Below are 20,260 nucleotides of genomic sequence, written 5' to 3'. Positions count from 1 at the left end.
CTGTCGCCGTGGCGAAGCGACGTACTTGGCGCGAGGTGGACGGCGAGCGGGTCGAGGGCACCTGGCGACACGTCTTCATCCGCAACGGGGACAGGTACTTCCTCACCGATCTGGTCATCTACGCCGACGGGATGGTCGACTGCTGGGGACTGTGCACACTGGACGAGTTCACCGGCATGGTCACCTCGGGAAAGGTGGCGACCGAACTGCCCGACGGCGCCGAAGGGTCCGCGCTTCACCTGGGAGCCTGGAAGTTCGCCGAACCGCGGTCCTGGATCACCGCCGACGCGCTGCTCTCCGAGGTGCGCGACTCGGTCGACCAGCTGGCCGGCAGGCCCGACTCCACGGCCCGATGCCTCGCGGCGGTGGACGTCTTCCTCGACGAGCAGACCGAGGAGAACCGGGCGAAGCTGCGTGCCGCGTACACCGCGATCCCCGAGCACATGCGGGTCTACGCGCTCGGCGACATGGACCGCAGGGACTGGCCGTTGCGGGTGCTCGTGGCCGGGCCGGGCAACCAGTACTCCTGGCAGGACGAGGTCAGGACCGTCGGCCGCAAGGCGAACGCCGCGGCCCTGAAGTACTTCACCGATCTGCGGGAATGGCGGCGGAACTGTTCACCAGCTTGAACCTTGTTCCGGAATGATTGACCGCAAAGGTATAGACCACTAACACTGGGCGGCATGGTCACCCGTTCCTGCGCGGTGCTGATCGCACTGCTGGCAACGCTGCTAGTACCGGTCACCGGCCCGGCCGCCACGGCGGCGCCGGCGACGTTCGTCCACCCCGGTGTCGGGGTCTCCCGGCCACAGCTCGACTTCATCCGCGCCAAGGTCCAGGCGGGCGCCCAACCGTGGAAACTCGCCTACGACCGCATGATGGCGTCGAAGTACGCCGATCTGAACCGCACGCCCAGACCACGCGCCGTCGTGGAGTGCGGCCCTTACACCAACCCGAACTACGGCTGCACCGACGAGCGCGAGGACGCTCTCGCCGCGTACACCCTGTCGCTGGCCTGGTACGTGACGCGCGACAACCGTTACGCGGCCAAGGCCATCCAGATCATGGACGCCTGGTCCGCCACGATCCGCGACCACACCAACTCGAACGCCCCGCTGCAGACCGCGTGGTCCGCTTCGTCGTGGCCCAAGGCCGCCGAGATCATGAAGCACGTCTACGGGAACTGGCCCAACAGCGCCCGGTTCGGCACCATGCTGCGCAACGTCTACCTCCCCGAGATCGCCAACGGCCGTGCGAACACGAACGGCAACTGGGAGCTCAGCATGATGGAGGCGTCGCTGGGCATCGCGGTGTTCCTGGAGGACCGCGCCGCCTACGACAAGGCGGTCGGCATCTTCCGCACCCGCATCCAGGCGTTCATCTACCTGACCACCGACGGCGCACTGCCCAAGACGCCGCCGGGCAGCGGCATCGACACCAGGGCCGAGATCATCTCCTACTGGCACAACCAGTCCACGTTCGTCGACGGCCTGACCCAGGAGACCTGCCGGGACTTCGCGCACACCGGGTACGGGCTCGCGGCCGCCGCGCACTTCGCGGAGACCGCACGGCACCAGGGCCAGGACATCTGGGGCGAGATCCGCGAACGCATGCGGCACGCGTGGGGCCTGCACACCAAGTACCAGAACGGCACGCCCGTGCCGTCGTGGCTGTGCGGCGGCTCGTACTCGCGTGAGCTCGGCCCGACGCCCGAGGTGTCGTTCAACGCGCTGAACACCCGGCTGGGGATCGCGATGGCGAACACCCAGCTCTACACCGAGTCACACCGTCCACACGGGACCGACAACCTGTTCATCGCCTGGGAGACGCTCACCCACGCAGCGAATCCTGCGTAGTTGGGACTAGCGTGCGTGGCATGACAGACGTGAAGCCACGCAGCCGCGACGTGACCGACGGCCTGGAGCGCACCGCCGCGCGCGGGATGCTCCGGGCCGTCGGCATGGGTGACGAGGACTGGGAGAAGCCGCAGATCGGCGTCGCCTCGTCCTGGAACGAGATCACGCCGTGCAACCTGTCGCTCGACCGCCTCGCGAAGGCGTCGAAGGACGGCGTGCACGCGGCGGGCGGGTATCCGCTGGAGTTCGGCACGATCTCGGTGTCGGACGGCATCTCGATGGGCCACGAGGGCATGCACTTCTCGCTGGTCTCGCGCGAGGTGATCGCCGACAGCGTCGAGACGGTGATGCAGGCCGAGCGGCTCGACGGCTCGGTGCTGCTGGCCGGCTGCGACAAGTCGTTGCCCGGCATGCTGATGGCCGCCGCCCGGCTCGACCTGGCCAGCGTGTTCCTCTACGCCGGGTCGATCCTGCCCGGCCGGGTCACGCTGACCGACGGCACCGAGAAGGAAGTCACGATCATCGACGCCTTCGAGGCCGTCGGGGCGTGCGCGCGCGGCCTGATGAGCCGCGAGGACGTCGACCTGATCGAACGCGCGATCTGCCCCGGTGAGGGCGCGTGCGGCGGCATGTACACGGCGAACACCATGGCCAGCGCGGCCGAGGCGCTGGGCATGTCGTTGCCGGGCAGTGCCGCTCCCCCGGCCACCGATCGCCGCCGTGACGGGTTCGCGCGCCGCTCCGGCCAGGCCGTCGTCGAGATGCTCCGTCGCGGCATCACCGCGCGGCAGATCATGACGCGCGAAGCGTTCGAGAACGCGATCGCCGTCGTCATGGCGTTCGGCGGCTCGACCAACGCCGTGCTGCACCTGCTCGCGATCGCGCACGAGGCCGGCGTCGAGTTGACTTTGGACGACTTCAGCCGCATCGGCGCGCGCGTGCCGCACCTGGCCGACGTGAAGCCGTTCGGGCGGCACGTGATGACCGACGTCGACCGCATCGGCGGCGTCCCCGTGGTGATGAAGGCGCTGCTGGACGCCGGTCTGCTGCACGGCGACTGCCTCACCGTCACCGGCCGCACGGTCGCCGAGAACCTCGCCGACATCGCGCCGCCCGACCCCGACGGCCTCGTGCTGCGGGCTTTGGACAAGCCCATCCACCACACCGGCGGCATCACGATCCTGAAGGGCTCGCTCGCCCCGGAAGGTGCCGTGGTCAAGTCCGCGGGCTTCGACTCGGACGTCTTCACCGGCACCGCGCGGGTGTTCGACCGCGAACGCGCCGCGATGGACGCGTTGGAGGACGGCACGATCACCGCGGGCGACGTCGTGGTGATCCGCTACGAGGGTCCCAAGGGCGGACCGGGCATGCGCGAGATGCTCGCCATCACCGCGGCGATCAAGGGCGCGGGCCTGGGCAAGGACGTCCTGCTGCTCACCGACGGCCGCTTCTCCGGCGGCACCACCGGTCTGTGCGTCGGCCACGTGGCACCGGAGGCGGTCGACGGCGGCCCCATCGCGTTCGTGCGCGACGGCGACCAGATCACGCTGAACGTCGCCGAGGGCACGCTCGACGTCGACGCCGACCTGGAGAGCCGGAAAGAGGGCTGGGCGCCGCTGCCTCCGCGTTACGAACGCGGTGTGCTCGCCAAGTACGCCAAGCTCGTCGGTTCGGCGTCGCGCGGAGCGGTGTGCGACTGAACATCGGTCACCCGCTCGACTGAATTGCCGTGCGGGTGCGGTCACCTGGTCAGTGGGCAGCCGGGACCGCACCCGCGGCGGCGGGTACCTCGCGTTGGCAAGCCGACAGCCAACGCGAAGGGACGGCGTGATGATCGATCAGACGCACGTTGAGGCTCTGTACGACTGCGACGTGATCGACAACAAGGGCGAGAAGATCGGTTCGGTCAAGCGGGTGTGGCTCGAGGACGGAACCGGCAAACCGATGTGGGCCGAGGTCCACACCGGACTGTTCGGGATGAAGGAGAGCTTCGTCCCCATCCAGCAGGGACAGGTGACGGGTGGCGCGATCACCGTCCCCGTCGCCAAGGAGCAGGTGAAGGACGCGCCGGGCGTGCAGACCTCCGGCGACCACATGTCGGACCGCGAGCAGGAAGCGCTCTACCGGCACTACGGGATGATCCCGCGGGCCAAGACCGGTGAGCACGACCGGCTCGGCGGTGACGCGGCCGAGGTCACGCTCTCGGAGGAGAAGCTCGACGTCGGCAAGCGCAGCGTCGAGACGGGCCGGGTGCGGCTGGTCAAGCACACGGTCACCGAGGAGCAGAACATCTCCGTGCCGGTGACGCACGAGGAGGTCCGCGTGGTCCGCGAGCCCGCGGAAGGCAACGCGGGCAAGCCGTTCGCCGACGAACAGGCGGAGGTCACCCTGCACCGCGAGGAACCGGTGGTGCGCAAGCACACGGAGGCCGTGGAGCGCGTCCGGCTGGAGAAGGACGCGGTCACCGAGCAGAAGGACGTCAAGGGCCAGGTGCGCAAGGAACGCGCCGAGGTCGAACGCGACTCCGAGCGCTAGTAGAGGCCGTCCAGCACGTCCGCGTAGCGCTTCTCGATCTCCCGGCGGCGCGGCTTCAGCGACGCGGTCAGCAGCCCGTCCTCGACGCTGAAGTCGTGCTCCAGCACGGCGAAGCGCTTGATCGTCTCGTGCCGGGCGAGCTGGGCGTTGACGGACTTGATCGCCTGGGAGACCTCGGACTCCGCGTCGGACAGGCCCGACGCGGTGTCCGGGTCCAGCGTCACCAGCGCCACGCAGTACTTGCGGCGGTCGCCGTGCACGATGACGTTGCTGATGTACGGCGAGGCCGCGTTGATCATGCTCTCGACCCGCGCCGGCGCCACGTACTTGCCGCCCGAGGTCTTGATCAGCTCCTTCTTGCGGTCGGTGATCTTCAACCGGCCCGCGTCGTCGAGCTCGCCGATGTCGCCGGTGTGCAGCCAGCCGTCGACCACCGCCTCGGCGGTCGCGTCCGGGCGGTTGTGGTAGCCGCGCATGACGCCGGGGCCGCGCAGCAGCACCTCGCCGTCGTCCGCGATCTTGACCTCCATGCCGGGGATCGGCCGGCCGACCGTGCCGATCTTGATCATGCCCGGGCGGTTGAAGAACGAGCCCGCGGACGACTCGGTGAGGCCGTAACCCTCGAGGATCGTGATGCCGGAGCGCTCGAAGAACTCGGCGATCTCCTTGGCGAGCGGTGCCGAGCCCGACACGAAGTACCGGATGCGGCCGCCCACCCGGTCCCGGAGTTTGCGGTACACCAAGCGATCCGCGAGCCAGCGCGTCGCCGGACCGTGGTCGCGGTCGGCCCATCGGAAGATCTTCTCGGTGAGCCCGCCCTTCTCGCGCGCACCCGCGACGATCCGGCCGTGGATCTTCTCGAAGATGCGCGGCGCGGCGGCGACGATCGTCGGCCGCAGCTCGCCGAGGTTGTCCACGATGCGAGGGACGCTGCCGTCCACCGCGGTCGGCACGCCGGCCGCGATCATCGCCATCGTCAGCACCTTGCCGAACGCGTGCGACAGCGGCAGCCAGAGGAAGTGCAGGTCGGTCGGTTGCAGAATGCCAAGGGACGCAATGGCTTCCGACGTCGTCAGCCAGTTGTCGTGGGTGAGCTCGACGCCTTTGGGCGTGCCGGTCGTGCCCGATGTGTAGATCAACGTCGCCAGGTCGGCGGGCGTGATCTCGTCGATCAACGCGTCGTAGTCGCCGTCTTGCACGGGAACCGCACCGAACCGCAACACCTCGACGTCGGCCGGCATGAGTGCGGCGTGCTCGTCGGTCTCGACGACCACCACGCGGCTGCCGGAGTCGCTGACGATGTGCGCGACCTCCGCGGCGGTGCTGTTCGGGTAGATCGTGGTGGTGGCGCCACCGGCGGCCAGCACGGCGAGGTCGGTGATGATCCACTCAATGCTGGTGCCGCCCATCAGAGCGACCCGATCCCCCTTGCGCAGGCCTTCTTGGCGCAGCCCGAACGCCTCACGCGCGACGCGTTCCTGCAGCTCAGCCCATGTGAGCGACACCCAGCCGCCGTTGTCGCGGTACCGCATCGCCTCGGCGTCGGGCGTGCGGGCGACCCGGTCGCGCAGCAAGCCGGGAATCGAAAGCGCCATTGCTCTCCCCTTCTCTAGAGCGTCGCTCCAGAGCGGTACTCTAACCCGCATGGCCGACCGACGACAGCCCCTCCTGGACGCGGCACTCAAGCTCGTCGAGGAGGGCGGCCTCGACGCCGTGACGATCGCAGCACTGACCGAGCGATCCGGCATGTCGAACGGCAGCATCTACCACCACTTCGGCAGCCGCGCGGGCGTGTTCGCGCAGCTCTACGCCGACAGCTATGCCCGCTGCGTGGCCGCGATGCTGCCCGCCCTGGACTCGGGTTCGGCCTGCTCTTGCGTGCGCGCGCTGACCCTGAACTACCTGGACTGGGTGGCGTCGAACCCCAGCCGCGCCCGTTTCCTGTACGCCGCCCCGGACCACGCCGACCCGTCGGTGAAGCAGGCGGAGTTCGCCCCGGTGCTCACGTGGTTCCTGGCCCGCATGGACGCGGGCGAGCTGCGTTCCGTGCCGCCGTGGGCGCTGGAACCCGTGGTGATGGGACCGGCACACGAGTCGGTGCGCCGGTTCCTGTTGGGAGTCTTCGATCTCGGAGAGGCCCGCGAGCTGATCGCGGACGCCGTCTGGGCCGTCCTGAAGCCCTAGTCCTCCTTGGCGGGCCGCGCCCGGATGACGATGCCGTCACCGAACTCGACGTCGCCGACCTGGTCGAACTGCACCACGGTCCCGGACACCTTGCCCTTGACGACGTTCGTGCCGTGCTCGCCGGTCTGCACGATCTCGAACTCGTCTTCTTCCCCAGTCACGCCTTGATCATCCGTCGCGACCGTCGTTCGTTAGCCATAGAACACCTGTTCGATTATGCTTGCGTTCCATGCGCCAGGGATCACTGTTCGACCTGGAAGCGGAGCCCGCGCTGGCCCCACTGGCCCCGCGCCGCACGCTCTTGAGCGACGGCGCGTGGATCGACGTCCAACCGGGCTGGCTGGCCGGCGCCGACACCCTGTTCGACGAGCTAGTGGCTTCGGTGCCGTGGCGAGCCGAACGCCGCCAGATGTACGACAACGTGGTAGACGTCCCCCGCCTGCTCTGCTTCTACTCCGGCACGCTGCCGTTCGAGGTTCTGACGGCGGCCCGTTCCGCGCTGTCCGCCCACTACCTGCCCGAACTGCACGAACCCTTCACCACCGCGGGCCTCTGCTACTACCGCGACGGCCGCGACAGCGTGGCGTGGCACGGCGACACCATCGGCCGCGGCCAAACCGAGGACACGATGGTCGCGATCCTCTCGATCGGCACACCCCGCGCGTTGTTGCTTCGGCCGCGTGGTGGCGGCGAGACCCACAAGTACGCGCTGGGGCACGGCGACCTGCTCGTGATGGGCGGCTCGTGCCAACGCACGTGGGAGCACGCGATCCCGAAGACCTCGAAGGTGGTCGGCCCGCGCATCAGCATCCAGTTCCGCCCGCACGGAGTCCGTTAGTCGCCCTCGCGCTCCGCGATCCACCGCTCCAGGGCTTCTGCTTTGCCGGTTTCCCCCAAGCGCCGCAGTCCCCTGGCGAGATTGCGAGCCGACAGCAGGGTGTCGGGGTGGTCGTCGCCGAGCGCGTGCCGTCGACGACGGAAGGTGTCCTCGTACAGTTCCTGCGCCTGCTGGTGCTCACCCAGATCCGTCAGCTGGGCGGCGAAGTTCGTGGCCAGCATGAGGGTGTGAGGATGATCGTCACCGAGCACGCGCCGGTGCCGGTGAATGGAGTCCTCGCTCAGCTCCCGCGCCTTCTCGCGCTCACCCAAGATCGACATGCCGTACGCGAGAGCGTGCGCCGACAAGAGAGTCTCGGGATGGTCATCGCCGAGGAGCTTGCGACGTCGACGAAACGTGTCCTCGTTCAACTCACGCGCCTTCTCGTACTCCCCCATCTCCACGAGGTCGGACGCGAGGTTGTGGGCCGACCCGAGCGTGTCGGAGTGGTCGTCGCCGAGAACCTGACGACGTCGTCGCAGAACCTCCTCGTTCAACTCGCGCGCCTTCTGGTGCTCCCCCAGGACCGACAGGTCGATGGCAAGACTGTGTGCGGACAGGAGGGTGTCGGGGTGGTCGTGACCGAGAAGTCGGCGACGTCGTTCGAGCAGCTCCTCGTTCAACTCGCGCGCCTGCACGACCTTCCCGGCCTGCCGGAGGGCGATGCCGAGGTTCGCGCTGTAGGTGAGGTTGACGAGATCATCGGCGCTGCGGTGGTGCCGCTGGAGGTCGCAGGCCCGCTGAGCGTGATCCAGCGCCTGGAGTGGCTGGCCGCGACTGAGCAGATAGATGCACATGAGATCGAGAAGCCAGGCGAGGTCGTCGATGTGAGAACCGAGCTGTGCGGTGCGGTCGGGTGCGGTGGCGGTCAGGACGTGGGGCAGCAGCCGGTGCCAGGTCGGCCAGACACTCGGGTTGTTCCACACGTTGCGGGGAACGGCTTGCAGCACCACGCGCAGAACCGTGGCGGGCCACTCGACGTCTGCCCCGTGGCGGGCTGTGCCGCGCAGCAGAGTGGCGGGGATGCGGTGCAGGAGAACGCTGTCGGTGCCGACACGAGCCAGCGCGCGGTGCTTGAGACGACGCAGGGTCGAGGCGAGCGCGAGCGGGTCGGCGGCGGTGGTGGAGAGCGGCTCCGGCAGCACCATCGGATGATCCGTGAGCAGCGTGAGCGGAACTGGCTCCGGCGCCAGCCAGGCGATCAGGGTGAGCAGCTGCAGCGCGGCCGGATCGCGAGCCGCGAGGGCGTCGAACGCGACCGACCAGGACGCCGCCACCGACAGCCGTCCGTGCGGCGTCTCGTCGTCGGCGGAAGCCTGGTGCAGGAGCTCGGCGGCACGGGTGTCCAGCAGATCCAGGTAGCTGTCCGGGGTGAGCGCGCCATCAGCCAGCAGAGCCGCAGCCTGGTCCAACGCCAGCGGTAGATGGCCGAGCGCCTCCCCGATTCGGCGCGCGTCCGCGTCGCCCAGGCCCGCGACCCGCGCCCGCAACAACGCGGCGGACTCTTCCGGCGCGAACACCGCGACTTCGACCTGGGTGGCCACGCCCTGCCAGTCCGGGCACCGCGAGGTGATCAGCACGCGAGCCGCGCCACCCGGCAGGAACCGCACCAGCGCGTCGGGGTTCTCCGCGTTGTCGAACACGATCAGCGAGCGCGGGCGCTCACGCAGGTACCCCAGCACCCTGGCCAGAGCCACTTCGACCGGCTCGCCCGGCACCGCGAGCCGCAACGCCTGTGCCAGTTCAGCCAGACGTTCCGCGATCAGCTCCGGCCGCTCGGCGGGAACCCACCACACCACGTCGTAGTCCTCGGCATACCGGTGCGCATACTCGATCGCCGTGGTGGTCTTGCCGACCCCGCCCATCGCGTGGATCGCCCGCACCACGGCCGGGCCGTCCCCGGCCAGCGCCGCCCGCAGTTCGGCCAGCAGCAGCTCGCGGCCGGTGAACCCGGCCGGGCGGCCTGGCACGTTCCACACGCGCGTCGCCGCCACACCACCGGAACCGCCCTCGGGACGCGGCAAGTCGGTCAGGGCCTGCAGCACCGCCACTTCGAGATCACCCGGTGACGACACGACGGCCGCAGTCACGCCGCTGTCCTGCAGGCGCTGCCGGAATCCCTCCTGGCGGTCCCCGTACTGAGGATCGCGGAACAGCCCAGCAGGCCCCTCCGCGTCGTCGTCGAGCAGGAACACCAAGCGCGACTTCCCCAGTTCGCCGGCGGCCTCGAACTCCAGCTCGGTGTAGGACAGCTCCGGCCGGTCGCGGACCGGCGAGCCGTACCGGAAGCCGGCGATCAGCACGTAGACGTCCGACCTGGCCACCATGTCACGGCACACGTCGGCCGGAGCTTGGTCGCGTGCGGCGAAGTAGGCCATGTCCACGACCGCGTCGCCCGCGCGGTGCACCGCCGACTCCACTGCCGCCACGAACGAGCGGCTCGCCGGATACTTGCGCAGCTCCGAGGTGTGGCCGATGAACACCCGCCGCGGAACCTCGCGCACCACGCCCCCTCTGCCCGGTCTCACCCCAAATCGTCCGAACGACTCAGAGTGTTGCACTCACGGCGGAGATTCCAAGGACCGAGGAATCAGCGGGACTGACCGGCCGAAGGAACTCAGCAGCAGCACGGACGGGAGGACCAGGCGGTCGGGTTCGCGAGTCATCGCCACCCGACCACCGCAGTCCGAAAAGGACTCAGATCACGTCGACGAACACCGGGTTGGCGTAGAACCAGAGGTCGGCCCACGGGTCCGAGTTCGCGATCTCGTCGATCAGAGGATCGCCCGCAGACGTGAGCCGACGACCGTCACTGCCCCGCAGACGCAGGTAGAACGAGCGCTCGACGTTCTTGAACGTGTGCGTGAAGCGGATCTTGCCCCGCCGCGGCACCTCGAAGGTCTTCGCCACGGAGGTCTCCGGCGCGAGGAACAGGTCGCGGTCCGAGGAAGGACCGGTCACCGGGCCGGAGATCAGGTCGACCTTGGCCAAAACCGGCACAGCACCGGAGAAGTTCGGGCCGGCAGCGCGGTCGATCTCGATGGTGACCTCGACGTCGCCGCCGCGGCGGATGAACGTCCGGCCGCCCAGCGTGACGCCGCGCAGGTCGTCGCGGGAGCGCACGCGCAGTTCCAGGCCGTCGATCAGGCGGCCGTGCACTGTGATCACCTTGCCGGACTGCAGGCCGCGCATGACGTCCACATAGGACCGTGAGCGGGCGCCCACGACGTTCGCGCCGTACTGGCCCGGGAAGAAGTCGCCGTACGTGGTCTGCTTGACGCCCGAGTCGATCGGCGCGCCCTTCGAACCCGTCGTGGCGTAGTCCTGCTTGCCGGGCGTCAGCGTGTCCTCGAAGACCTGGTGCACGTCCGAGTTCGCGGTGATCCACCACGGCCTGCCCTCGGCGAGCAGGGCGTCCCAGAGGCCGCCGACTCGGGCGGTCATCCAGTCGAAGCCGCCGTGCGTGCGGTACGACTCCGCCGGGTAGCCGGGGAACGACTCCGGCAGCGGGGCCGGGGTGTCGTAGTAGCCGCGGGCACGGCCGGGGCCGCCCGCCGCCTTCGAGATGCCCGCCGCCTGGTGACCGGGCGCGCCCTCCATGCCGACCGCGACACCGGGAGCCGCGTCGCGCCAGCCGCGGATCTCGTGCGGGCTGTCCACGCCGCGCCGGGACGGGTGGTTCGCGAACATCAGCGCGATCTCGGTCCGTCCGGAGAGGACCTGGGCCTCCAGGTACCGCAGCGCGGCGAGGGCGATGGGTTCGGCGTTGCCGGCGATGCGGCCGTCGTAGGACAGCTCGAACGCCTTGAGGATGTCGACGGTGTGCTTGCCGGGCGGCATGAACACGGTGGCGTGCTCGGCGCCGGGGATGTTCCACTCGAGGCCCTGGTAGACCAGCACGTCGCGCTGTGAACGGCGGGCGCGCTCGATGTCCGGCGTGACCTGGTCGATCGAGAACTTCTGGTGCGCCGGACCGCCGTGGTCGGTGATCACGACCCAGTCGAGGCCGAACTCGCGGGCCTTCCGGACCTGCTGCTCGATCGTGTACTGGCCGTCGTCGGAGTACTGCGTGTGGATGTGGTGGTCGCCCGCGTACCAGCGGTCACCGCCGCCCCACGGGTTGAGGGGGACGTGGGCTTCGGCCGTGCCCGTGCCGGCGGCCACAGCGCCGACGGCGCCGGCCGCGATGCCCAGGCCCGCGAGGAACTTGCGGCGTTCGACCGACGACGGACGGTCGTCCTCGGGGTCGAGCCAGCTGCCCTCGACCGGCTCTACCTCGTGGTGGTGGTGCGCGTGATCACCGTGCGAGTGATCGTGTGAGTGGGACATGCGCAAGATCTCAACTGGTCGATCTGTCGTGGCAAACGAACAGACAGTGAATCCTCGTACCGGGAAATTCACTCACACGGTGGATTGTCACACCGCCTGCACGGCCAGCAGCGCGAGATCGTCGTGATCGTCCCGGTCCAGCCACTTCAGCACGGCCTCTTCGCAGTGCCGGGCGATGTCCTCCGCCGGCAGCCCCTTGCACTCCTTCAGCACGGCCCGCAGCCGCTGCTCCCCGAACAGCTCCGTGCGGTCGGTGTGCGCGCGAGCCTCGGTGAAGCCGTCGGAGTACAGCAGCAACGTGTCGCCCGGTGCCAGCGTGATCTGCTCGCCGCTGAACCGCACATCGGACAGGATGCCGACGATCGCGCCAGGAGCGCTCACGTCCTGCACCGTGCCGTCCGCGCGCAGGACGAGCGGCGCGGGATGCCCGCCGGAGGCCAGCGACAGCCGCACTCCCCCGGACGCCAGTGGCACCAGCTCGCCGACGACGATCGTGGTGAAGAGCTTCGAACCGGTGGCGCGCAACGAGGTGTTCAGCAGGTGCAGCAGCCGCACCGGGTTCGTCTCGACGAGCGACAGCGCCTGCAGCGACTGCCGAACGCGTCCACTGTGGACCGCGGCTTCCAGACCGTGGCCGCAGACGTCGCCCAGCGCGAACGTCGCCGAGCCGTCCGTGCGCGGATGCACGTCGTAGAAGTCGCCACCGACCAACGCGCGTTGGTGTGCCGGGATGAACACGGAGGCCAAGGACACGCCCCGCACCTCGGGCAACGGCAACGGCAGCAACGCCGAACGCAGGATGTCGATCGTCCGCTGCTGCTCGGTCAGCCGGGACGCGGACTCCAGCGCCACCGCCGCGTGCTTGCCGAACAACCGGACGCGCTCGACGTCGTTCGGCGCGAAGTCCCCGCGTCGCAGCACGACCAGCGCCCCGCCCACACCCAGCGGCACGGCCAGCGCGCAGCCGAAGTCTTCCGGCACTCCCCAGGAACCTTCACCCAAAGAGGTGATCCTGGTCATCGTCGAACCACCCGTCAGCACGTCCGACAGGGTGTTGGCCCGGCGCGGCGTGCGGGACACGGTCGGTTCGCCGCCGCCGCAATGCCACCACTCCAGCCTGTCGCGCGTGGCGGGCACGACGGCGACGCAGTGCTCGCCCAGCAACTCCGCCGCGAGCTGCACGATGGTCCTGAGGGTGTCCTGCCGCGAACTGCCGCCGGCGAGCCGCAGATGGGCGTGATCGAGCGCGGAATCCGTGAAGTACCAGGCACTCCAGCCCTCGCCGAGGTCGTGCTGACGCCCCGCGACGTGCACGTCGAAGCGCTCGCCCAGGCCGAGCCGGGGGAAGCGGTCGGCGGCCGCGGCGTTGCGCACGCGCACGACACCGGCCGGGTCCACGACGAGAACGGCTTCGCGCAGCCCGTCCACCAGGCGCTGCCAGCCGTCGAGGTCGATGCCCACGACGCTGCTCATCCGCTGTTGTCCAGCGCAGTCGGCCGAATCATCACGGCCTCCTGCGGGTAGTTGGCGTGCATCGCGGCATCAAGTTACCTCGCTCCCAACCTAACGTGGCAGGCTTGGCTGCGACCACCGAGGCACGGAGGCTTGGAGTGACCACGGCCAACGAAGAGACGGACGCGACCCTCGATCGGGTTCTCTCGGCGATGAGAGACCTGCGTGACGGCAACTTCCGCCGCAGGTTGGTGGTGCCCGGGAACGGGCCCGTGTCGGCGCTCGCCGACGTGTTCAACGAGATCGCGGAGCGCAACCAGTGGCTCGCCGGTGAGCTGGGCCGGGTCCGGCAGGCCGTCGGCCAGGAGGGCAGGCTCACCGAACGGGTGGCCCCCGCGGGCACCGCCGGCGGCTGGTCGCTGATCGCCGACTCGGTGAACGGCCTGGTAGAGGACCTGATGAGGCCGACCAGCGAGCTGAGCCGGGTGCTCGCCGCGGTCGCCGAGGGTGACCTGACCAAGCGCATGTCGGACCAGACGCTGCGCGGTGAGTTCGCCACGCTCGGCTCGACGGTGAACGGCCTGGTGGACCAGCTGTCGTCCTTTGCGGACGAGGTCACCCGTGTCGCCCGTGAGGTCGGTACGGACGGCCGCCTGGGCGGTCAGGCGAAGGTGCCCGGCGTGGCCGGCACGTGGCGCGACCTGACCGACAACGTCAACTCGATGGCGAACAACCTGACCAACCAGGTCCGCAACATCGCCCAGGTCGCGACCGCGGTGGCGAACGGCGACCTGACCCAGAAGATCACGGTCGACGTCTCCGGCGAGATGCTGGAGCTGAAGAACACGCTGAACACGATGGTCGACCAGCTCTCGTCGTTCGCGGACGAGGTCACCCGTGTCGCCCGCGAGGTCGGCACGGACGGCAAGCTCGGTGGCCAGGCGAAGGTGCCCGGCGTGGCCGGCACCTGGCGCGACCTGACCGACAACGTGAACTTCATGGCGGACAACCTGACGACCCAGGTCCGCAACATCGCGCAGGTCACGACGGCGGTGGCGCTCGGCGACCTGACCCAGAAGATCACCGTCGACGCGCGCGGCGAGATCCTCGAGCTCAAGTCGACGATCAACACGATGGTCGACCAGCTCTCGTCCTTCGCGGACGAGGTCACCCGTGTCGCCCGCGAGGTCGGCTCGGACGGGCGACTGGGCGGTCAGGCGCAGGTCCCGGGCGTCGCGGGCACGTGGCGCGACCTCACCGAGTCGGTGAACGTCATGGCGAACAACCTGACGACCCAGGTCCGCAACATCGCCTCGGTCACCACCGCCATCGCGCGCGGCGACCTGACCCAGAAGATCACGATCGACGCCCGCGGCGAGATCCTCGAGCTCAAGACCACGATCAACACGATGGTCGACCAGCTGTCGAGCTTCGCCGACGAGGCCACGCGTGTCGCCCGAGAGGTCGGCACCGAGGGCCGGCTGGGCGGTCAGGCGCAGGTCCCAGGCGTCGCGGGGACGTGGCGCGACCTGACCGACAACGTCAACTTCATGGCGAACAACCTGACCAACCAGGTCCGCAACATCGCGCACGTCGCGACCGCGGTGGCCAACGGCGACCTGTCGCAGAAGATCACCGTCGACGCACGCGGCGAGATCCTCGAACTCAAGTCCACTTTGAACACGATGGTCGACCAGCTCTCCTCGTTCGCCGAGGAGGTCACGCGTGTCGCCCGTGAGGTCGGTACGGACGGCCGCCTGGGCGGTCAGGCCCGCGTGCAGGGCGTCGCCGGCACGTGGAAGGACCTGACCGACAACGTCAACCTGATGGCGGACAACCTGACCAACCAGGTCCGCAACATCGCCGCCGTCGCCACCGCGGTCGCGAACGGCGACCTCTCGAAGAAGATCACCGTCGACGCGTCCGGTGAGGTCGCGGCCCTCGCCGAGACCCTGAACGGCATGGTCGACACGCTGCGCGCGTTCGGCGACGAGGTCACCCGTGTCGCCCGCGAGGTCGGCACCGAGGGCATCCTCGGCGGTCAGGCGCGCGTCTCCGGCGTGGCTGGCACGTGGAAGGACCTCACCGACTCGGTGAACTTCATGGCGGACAACCTGACCAACCAGGTCCGCAACATCGCCCAGGTCACCACGGCCGTCGCACAGGGCGACCTGACGAAGAAGATCGACGTCTCGGCCCGCGGCGAGATCCTCGAGCTCAAGACCACGATCAACACGATGGTCGACCAGCTCTCGTCGTTCGCCGACGAGGTCACCCGTGTCGCCCGCGAGGTCGGCACCGAGGGCAAGCTCGGCGGCCAGGCCGAGGTCGACGGCGTCGCCGGCACGTGGTCGAAGCTGACCGACAACGTGAACCAGCTCGCCTCGAACCTGACCACCCAGGTCCGCGCCATCGCCGCCGTCGCCACCGCCGTGACCGCGGGCGACCTGACCAGGCAGATCACCGTCGACGCGTCCGGCGAGCTCGCCGAGCTCAAGGACAACGTCAACCAGATGATCGCGAACCTGAAAGAGACCACCCGCGCGAACCGCGAGCAGTACTGGCTGAAGACCAACCTGGCCCGCCTGTCCGGCCTGATGCAGGGCCACCGCGATCTCCGCGCGCTGGCGTCGTTGATCATGAGCGAGCTGACGCCGCTGGTCAGCGCCCACCACGGCGCGTTCTTCCAGATCCAGGAGGACGACGACTCCAAGCAGACCCTGGAGCTCACCGCCACCTACGGCTTCCGCCTGGACTCCGCCCGCGCGACCCGCGTGACGGTCGGCGAGACCCTGGTCGGCCAGGCCGCGCTGGAGAAGAAGACCATCCTGGTCAGCCACGTCCCCGGCGGCTACCTGACCGTCTCGTCCGCCCTGGGCGAGTCGGCGCCGGTCAACCTGGTGATCCTCCCGATCCTGTTCCAGGGCGAGACCCTGGGCGCGATCGAGCTGGCCTCCCTGAACGAGTTCACCGACGTCCACCTGGACCTCCTGGACCAGCTCAAGGAGGCCATCGGCGTCAACGTGAACACGATGCTGGCCAACTCCCGCACCGACGCCCTGCTGGTCGAGTCCCAGCGCCTCACGACCGAGCTGCGCGCCGGTTCCGAAGAGCTCGAAGACCGCGCCCGGCAGCTCCAGACCGCGTCGAAGTACAAGTCCGAGTTCATGGCGAACATGTCCCACGAGCTCCGCACGCCACTGAATTCGTTGCTGATCCTGGCGAAGCTGCTGGCCGACAACCTCGACGGCAACCTCAACGCCAAGCAGGTCGAGTTCGCCCGCACGATCCACTCGTCCGGTTCGGATCTGCTGCAGCTGATCAACGACATCCTCGACCTCACCAAGGTCGAGGCCGGCCACATGACGCTGCACGAGGACCCGGTCCGCCTGGACGAGCTGGTCCGCTACGTCGAAACCCTTTGTTTGCCTTTGACCGCCGAGAAGAACCTCGAGTTCTCCGTCCGCGTCGACCCGAACGTGCCGGAGACCCTCCGCACCGACGAGCACCGCCTCCAGCAGATCCTGCGCAACCTGCTGTCCAACGCCGTCAAGTTCACCCACGACGGCGGCATCCGCCTGCACGTGCGCATGGACGACCCGTCCACCGTCGCCTTCGACGTGCACGACACGGGCATCGGCATCCCGGCCGAGAAACTGGCAGTCATCTTCGAGGCGTTCCAACAGGCCGACGGCACCACCTCCCGCAAGTACGGCGGCACGGGCCTGGGCCTCTCCATCAGCCGTGAACTGGCCCAACTGCTCAACGGCGCTCTGCGCGTGAGGTCCGAACCGGGCATCGGCTCGACGTTCACCCTCTGCCTACCCCTCGGCAAGGTCGTCACGGACGCCGTCGTCCTGCCCGAACCGACCCCGATCGTCACCCCGGCACCGGTGCTCGCCGCCTCCGGCTCGATGCGCTTCCACGGCGAAAAGGTCCTGGTCGTCGACGACGACCTGCGCAACGTCTTCGCCCTGACCAGCGTCTTGGAGCTGCACGGCCTGGAAGCCATCTACGCCGACAACGGCATCACGGGCGTCCGGGCTCTCGAACAGTACGACGACGTGGCCATCGTCCTGATGGACATCATGATGCCGGAGCTGGACGGCAACGCGACGATCTCGGCGATCCGGGCGATGGAGCGCTACGCGGACCTGCCGGTCATCGCCGTGACGGCGAAGGCCATGAAGGGCGACCGGGAGAAGTCACTGGCGTCCGGGGCCACCGACTACGTCACGAAGCCCGTGGACACCGAGCACCTGATCAGGCTGATCGCCTACTACCTGGGGGTGTCCGCGGAGGCCTGACAACGCGCCCGCACCGCCCCTTCCGCACGGCGACGGCGACGTGTCGTGCCGGCCAGCCACCCTCGCGAGGTGACGTCAGGCAAGCCAGGCGACCCCTCCGCTGGAACAGGCGCCGGCCCTCGCAAGCCGACCGCCCCCGGAACAAGCTCGCCACCGCAAGCCAACCGCCCGCACGGCACAGGTCAGCCAATCCGCGAACGCGACCCGATTCAGGCCGCCGGCCGCCCTCAGCGAGCCGACTCCACCGCCTCGGCCACCGCAGCGTCCACCGACTCGTGCAAGCTCAAAACCTCAGCCACGTCAGCCAACTCGAACAACCGCCGAACCGGTGCCTGAGTGGCCGCGATCCGCAACTGCCCCCCGGCATCGGCGAGCTTCCGATGCCACTCCAGCACCAGCGCCAACCCGGTCGAGTCCATGAACGCCAACCCGGCCAAATCCAGCACGGCGTGCGCCCCCGTCACGTCCGCGTCAAGACGCGCGGACAGCAAGGGGACGGTGTCGATGTCCAGCTCACCGGCGACGGCGAGCACTCGCCATCCCCGCTGGACCTCGCTGCCGACGTTGAGCTCCATCGTCGCCGTTCCTTCCGCCACGCCCGACTCGTGCGACCCAAATCGTGCAGCACGACGTCCGAGCATGCGACCACCGGGGGGCTGAAAGATCCGGACGCCCCGCCGGATGTGCGACGATGCGCCTTGTGTTGAACGACCCACTGGCAGAGGTGCAGGTGACCCTGACCGCCGAGGGCGGGTCGTGCGCTCGTGCACGTCAGGTGGTCCGTGACGCCGCTTCGTCGTGGGGGTTGTCCGAGGACCTCAGCGACGACGCGCAGCTCGTGGTGACGGAGCTCGTGTCGAACGGGATCGACCACGGTGAGGGCCTGATCACACTGACGGTGAGCAGGCGGGAGAGCGGCATGCTCGTCGAGGTGCGCGACGAGTCCACCAAGCCGCCTCTGTTGCGGCCGGTGGACCCGAGTTCGGCGCGGGGACGGGGAATGCAGCTCGTTCAGGCGTTGAGCGTGCGTTGGGGCACGACACCGGACACCAGGGGCAAGGTGGTGTGGGCCGAGCTGGCTACTTAGCCGGCCAGGCGCGACGCCAGGAGGCGCTTGCCCTGTTCGGCGCCCTTGCGGCTGTCGGTCTGGGCCTTCTTGAAGAACTCCGCGAGCTCGCCGTCGCCAGCGCGCTCGGCGTCGGCGATGTAGCTCTCCAGCCGCAGCACGTTGTCGAGACACGCCTCGGTGAACCAGAGGATGTTGTAGTCCTTGTCCTTCGTGCCCGTGATCTGACCGGACTCCGTGGTCGACACGGTTCCTCCTCGAAATGATCAGGGATTTTGCGGTCACGGAACGTGTACCCGGCGTGGCCTGGCGAAAACCGTCTCGGCTTGTGGTCGTCACCGGCAGGCGCGTACGGTCAGTGCGGACGGGAGAGTCCTACATGAACCAAATTCGACACACGACGACCTACGTCCAGTCCATACCGATCGTCGCTCTCACCGGCGAGATCGACATGATGTCCTCCGCACCTGTGACGAGCAGGCTCGCCGCGCTGCTCGACCGCAAGCCACCGGCATTGGTCGTCGACCTCAGAGACGTGCGTTTCTTCGGGTCTGAAGGCATTCGCGCGCTCGTGGAGACTCAAGCTCAGGCCGACGAGCTCGGCATCAAGTTCGGCGTCGTCAGCGACACCAGAGTTGTGTTGCGCCCCTTGGAGATGACGGCCGTCGACCAGTTGCTGCTGTTGTTCAACGACGTCGACGACGCCGTCACCGCGCTACGCGGCTGACTCACGCCGCGCGCGCGACCGTTCCACGAGATCCAGCAACAGACCTTCCTTGGTCGACCACGGCGAGATGTCCACGACGTCATGTCCGGTGACGCGCATCAACGCCTCCGCGACCACCGCGCCCGCCAACGACTGCCGGGCCCGGTGCCGCGAAATCCCCGGCAGTTCGGCACGTTCGCGCACCGACAGCTTCGCCAGCCGCGGGATCCACTTCTCCAGGTCCTTGATCTTCAACTGCCGTGCCGCGTACGTGCCCGTGCGCACGCCGGCGAGGCGGGCGAGTTGCTCGAACACCTTGGAGCAACCGATCGCGCGAGCGCTCTCATCACCCAGGAAGACCTCGGCGAGCTGGTCGTGCACCTCGGCTCGCATGTCCTGCACGCTCAGGCCGGTGCGGGTCAAAGTCCTCGCTCCCAGGGGCAACGAGATCGTCCGCTCGGGTTCGGCACCGGCGCCGGCAGCCAGCTCGACGGTGCCGCCTCCCACGTCCAGCACGACGATCGGGCCGGCGCTCCAGCCGAACCAGTGTCGTGCCGCGGTGTACGAATAGCGCGCTTCTTCCTTGCCGGACAACACCTTCAGCTCGACGCCGGTGCGTCTCAGCACCTTGCGCATCACCTCGTCGGCGTTCGCGCTGTCCCGCACGGACGAGGTGGCGAACGGGAGGAAGGGCGTGTCGCCGGCCTTCTTGCGCGCCGCCATCACGGCGGAGCACAACGACTCGACGCCGGCCCGGCTGATGGCTCCGTCGGAGTCCAGCTCCCGGTCCAGCCGCAACCGGACCTTGTGAGACACCAGCGGACGCGTGAGGTCACGTTCCACGACCACCAGGTGTGCGCTGAAGCACCCGACGTCCAGGACACCGACCGACATCCGCTTCCTGCCTCCTGTTCGAGTTCCCTTTACCTCATCGGTCCCCCATTGTGG

17 protein-coding genes are annotated in these 20,260 nt (G+C 68.8%); 9 read left to right on the top strand and 8 right to left on the bottom strand.

The window, feature by feature from the left end; genetic code table 11:
* Positions 1-8 precede the first annotated feature (8 nt).
* The 4 genes from LFM09_RS20820 (at position 9) to LFM09_RS20805 (ending at position 4,391) form a co-directional block, all read left to right on the top strand.
* Entirely contained in the window at positions 9-629 is a 621-nt protein-coding gene (locus LFM09_RS20820; RefSeq protein WP_414098171.1) for a hypothetical protein, read from the top strand.
* Positions 630-683: 54 nt separating this feature from the next.
* Positions 684-1,856 (top strand): alginate lyase family protein, encoded by a 1,173-nt coding sequence (locus LFM09_RS20815; protein WP_414098170.1) that lies wholly within the window; start codon positions 684-686, stop codon positions 1,854-1,856.
* 20 nt (positions 1,857-1,876) lie between these two features.
* Positions 1,877-3,556, top strand: coding sequence for a dihydroxy-acid dehydratase (gene ilvD, locus LFM09_RS20810; RefSeq protein WP_414098169.1), 1,680 nt, complete (start codon positions 1,877-1,879; stop codon positions 3,554-3,556).
* 130 nt (positions 3,557-3,686) lie between these two features.
* Positions 3,687-4,391 (top strand): DUF2382 domain-containing protein, encoded by a 705-nt coding sequence (locus tag LFM09_RS20805; protein WP_414098168.1) that lies wholly within the window; start codon positions 3,687-3,689, stop codon positions 4,389-4,391.
* Here LFM09_RS20805 and LFM09_RS20800 read toward each other — a convergent pair.
* Positions 4,388-5,986: an AMP-dependent synthetase/ligase gene (locus LFM09_RS20800; protein ID WP_414098167.1), complete on the bottom strand. Its 1,599-nt coding sequence runs from the start codon at positions 5,984-5,986 to the stop codon at positions 4,388-4,390. The two genes, LFM09_RS20805 and LFM09_RS20800, sit on opposite strands and share 4 nt — an antisense overlap.
* Before the next feature lie 49 nt (positions 5,987-6,035).
* Here LFM09_RS20800 and LFM09_RS20795 point away from each other — a divergent pair, with 49 nt between their 5' ends.
* Positions 6,036-6,575, top strand: a complete 540-nt coding sequence (locus LFM09_RS20795; protein WP_414098166.1) for a TetR/AcrR family transcriptional regulator — start codon at positions 6,036-6,038, stop codon at positions 6,573-6,575.
* On the opposite strand, the gene LFM09_RS20790 is transcribed toward LFM09_RS20795, so the two are convergent.
* A complete protein-coding gene (locus tag LFM09_RS20790) occupies positions 6,572-6,736 on the bottom strand; it encodes a hypothetical protein (RefSeq protein ID WP_414098165.1) in 165 nt (54 codons plus the stop codon). The genes LFM09_RS20795 and LFM09_RS20790 overlap by 4 nt on opposite strands.
* 68 nt (positions 6,737-6,804) lie before the next feature.
* On the opposite strand from LFM09_RS20790, the gene LFM09_RS20785 reads away from it, so the two are divergent.
* Entirely contained in the window at positions 6,805-7,413 is a 609-nt protein-coding gene (locus LFM09_RS20785; RefSeq protein ID WP_414098164.1) for an alpha-ketoglutarate-dependent dioxygenase AlkB, read from the top strand.
* Here the strand turns inward: LFM09_RS20785 and fxsT are convergent.
* The 3 genes from fxsT to LFM09_RS20770 all read right to left on the bottom strand — a co-directional run bounded on the left by fxsT (position 7,410) and on the right by LFM09_RS20770 (position 13,254).
* Positions 7,410-9,956 carry an FxSxx-COOH system tetratricopeptide repeat protein gene (gene fxsT, locus LFM09_RS20780; protein WP_414098163.1) on the bottom strand — a complete coding sequence of 849 codons (2,547 nt, stop codon included), beginning with the start codon at positions 9,954-9,956 and terminating at the stop codon, positions 7,410-7,412. The genes LFM09_RS20785 and fxsT overlap by 4 nt on opposite strands.
* A 193-nt stretch (positions 9,957-10,149) precedes the next feature.
* Positions 10,150-11,781: a PHP domain-containing protein gene (locus LFM09_RS20775; RefSeq protein WP_414098162.1), complete on the bottom strand. Its 1,632-nt coding sequence runs from the start codon at positions 11,779-11,781 to the stop codon at positions 10,150-10,152.
* Between the two features lie 87 nt (positions 11,782-11,868).
* The gene (locus tag LFM09_RS20770; RefSeq protein ID WP_414098161.1) at positions 11,869-13,254 is read right to left on the bottom strand and encodes a PP2C family protein-serine/threonine phosphatase; all 1,386 of its coding nucleotides are present in this window, start codon (positions 13,252-13,254) and stop codon (positions 11,869-11,871) included.
* Positions 13,255-13,391: 137 nt separating this feature from the next.
* Here LFM09_RS20770 and LFM09_RS20765 point away from each other — a divergent pair, with 137 nt between their 5' ends.
* Positions 13,392-17,540 (top strand): HAMP domain-containing protein, encoded by a 4,149-nt coding sequence (locus tag LFM09_RS20765; protein WP_414098160.1) that lies wholly within the window; start codon positions 13,392-13,394, stop codon positions 17,538-17,540.
* 227 nt (positions 17,541-17,767) lie between these two features.
* Here the strand turns inward: LFM09_RS20765 and LFM09_RS20760 are convergent, their stop codons facing one another.
* The gene (locus tag LFM09_RS20760) at positions 17,768-18,136 is read right to left on the bottom strand and encodes an STAS domain-containing protein (protein WP_414098159.1); all 369 of its coding nucleotides are present in this window, start codon (positions 18,134-18,136) and stop codon (positions 17,768-17,770) included.
* Positions 18,137-18,231: 95 nt separating this feature from the next.
* On the opposite strand from LFM09_RS20760, the gene LFM09_RS20755 reads away from it, so the two are divergent.
* A complete protein-coding gene (locus tag LFM09_RS20755) occupies positions 18,232-18,627 on the top strand; it encodes an ATP-binding protein (RefSeq protein WP_414098158.1) in 396 nt (131 codons plus the stop codon).
* Here LFM09_RS20755 and LFM09_RS20750 read toward each other — a convergent pair.
* Positions 18,624-18,854 (bottom strand): hypothetical protein, encoded by a 231-nt coding sequence (locus tag LFM09_RS20750; RefSeq protein WP_414098157.1) that lies wholly within the window; start codon positions 18,852-18,854, stop codon positions 18,624-18,626. The genes LFM09_RS20755 and LFM09_RS20750 overlap by 4 nt on opposite strands.
* 131 nt (positions 18,855-18,985) lie before the next feature.
* Here LFM09_RS20750 and LFM09_RS20745 point away from each other — a divergent pair, with 131 nt between their 5' ends.
* A complete protein-coding gene (locus tag LFM09_RS20745) occupies positions 18,986-19,333 on the top strand; it encodes an STAS domain-containing protein (RefSeq protein ID WP_414098156.1) in 348 nt (115 codons plus the stop codon).
* On the opposite strand, the gene LFM09_RS20740 is transcribed toward LFM09_RS20745, so the two are convergent.
* The gene (locus LFM09_RS20740) at positions 19,322-20,206 is read right to left on the bottom strand and encodes a Ppx/GppA phosphatase family protein (RefSeq protein ID WP_414098155.1); all 885 of its coding nucleotides are present in this window, start codon (positions 20,204-20,206) and stop codon (positions 19,322-19,324) included. The two genes, LFM09_RS20745 and LFM09_RS20740, sit on opposite strands and share 12 nt — an antisense overlap.
* Between the last annotated feature and the right edge of the window lie 54 nt (positions 20,207-20,260).

The sequence above is a fragment of the Lentzea alba genome (assembly GCF_047445655.1).
GTDB classification, from domain to species: domain Bacteria; phylum Actinomycetota; class Actinomycetes; order Mycobacteriales; family Pseudonocardiaceae; genus Lentzea; species Lentzea alba_A.
This window is presented reverse-complemented; position numbering and strand designations above follow the sequence as displayed.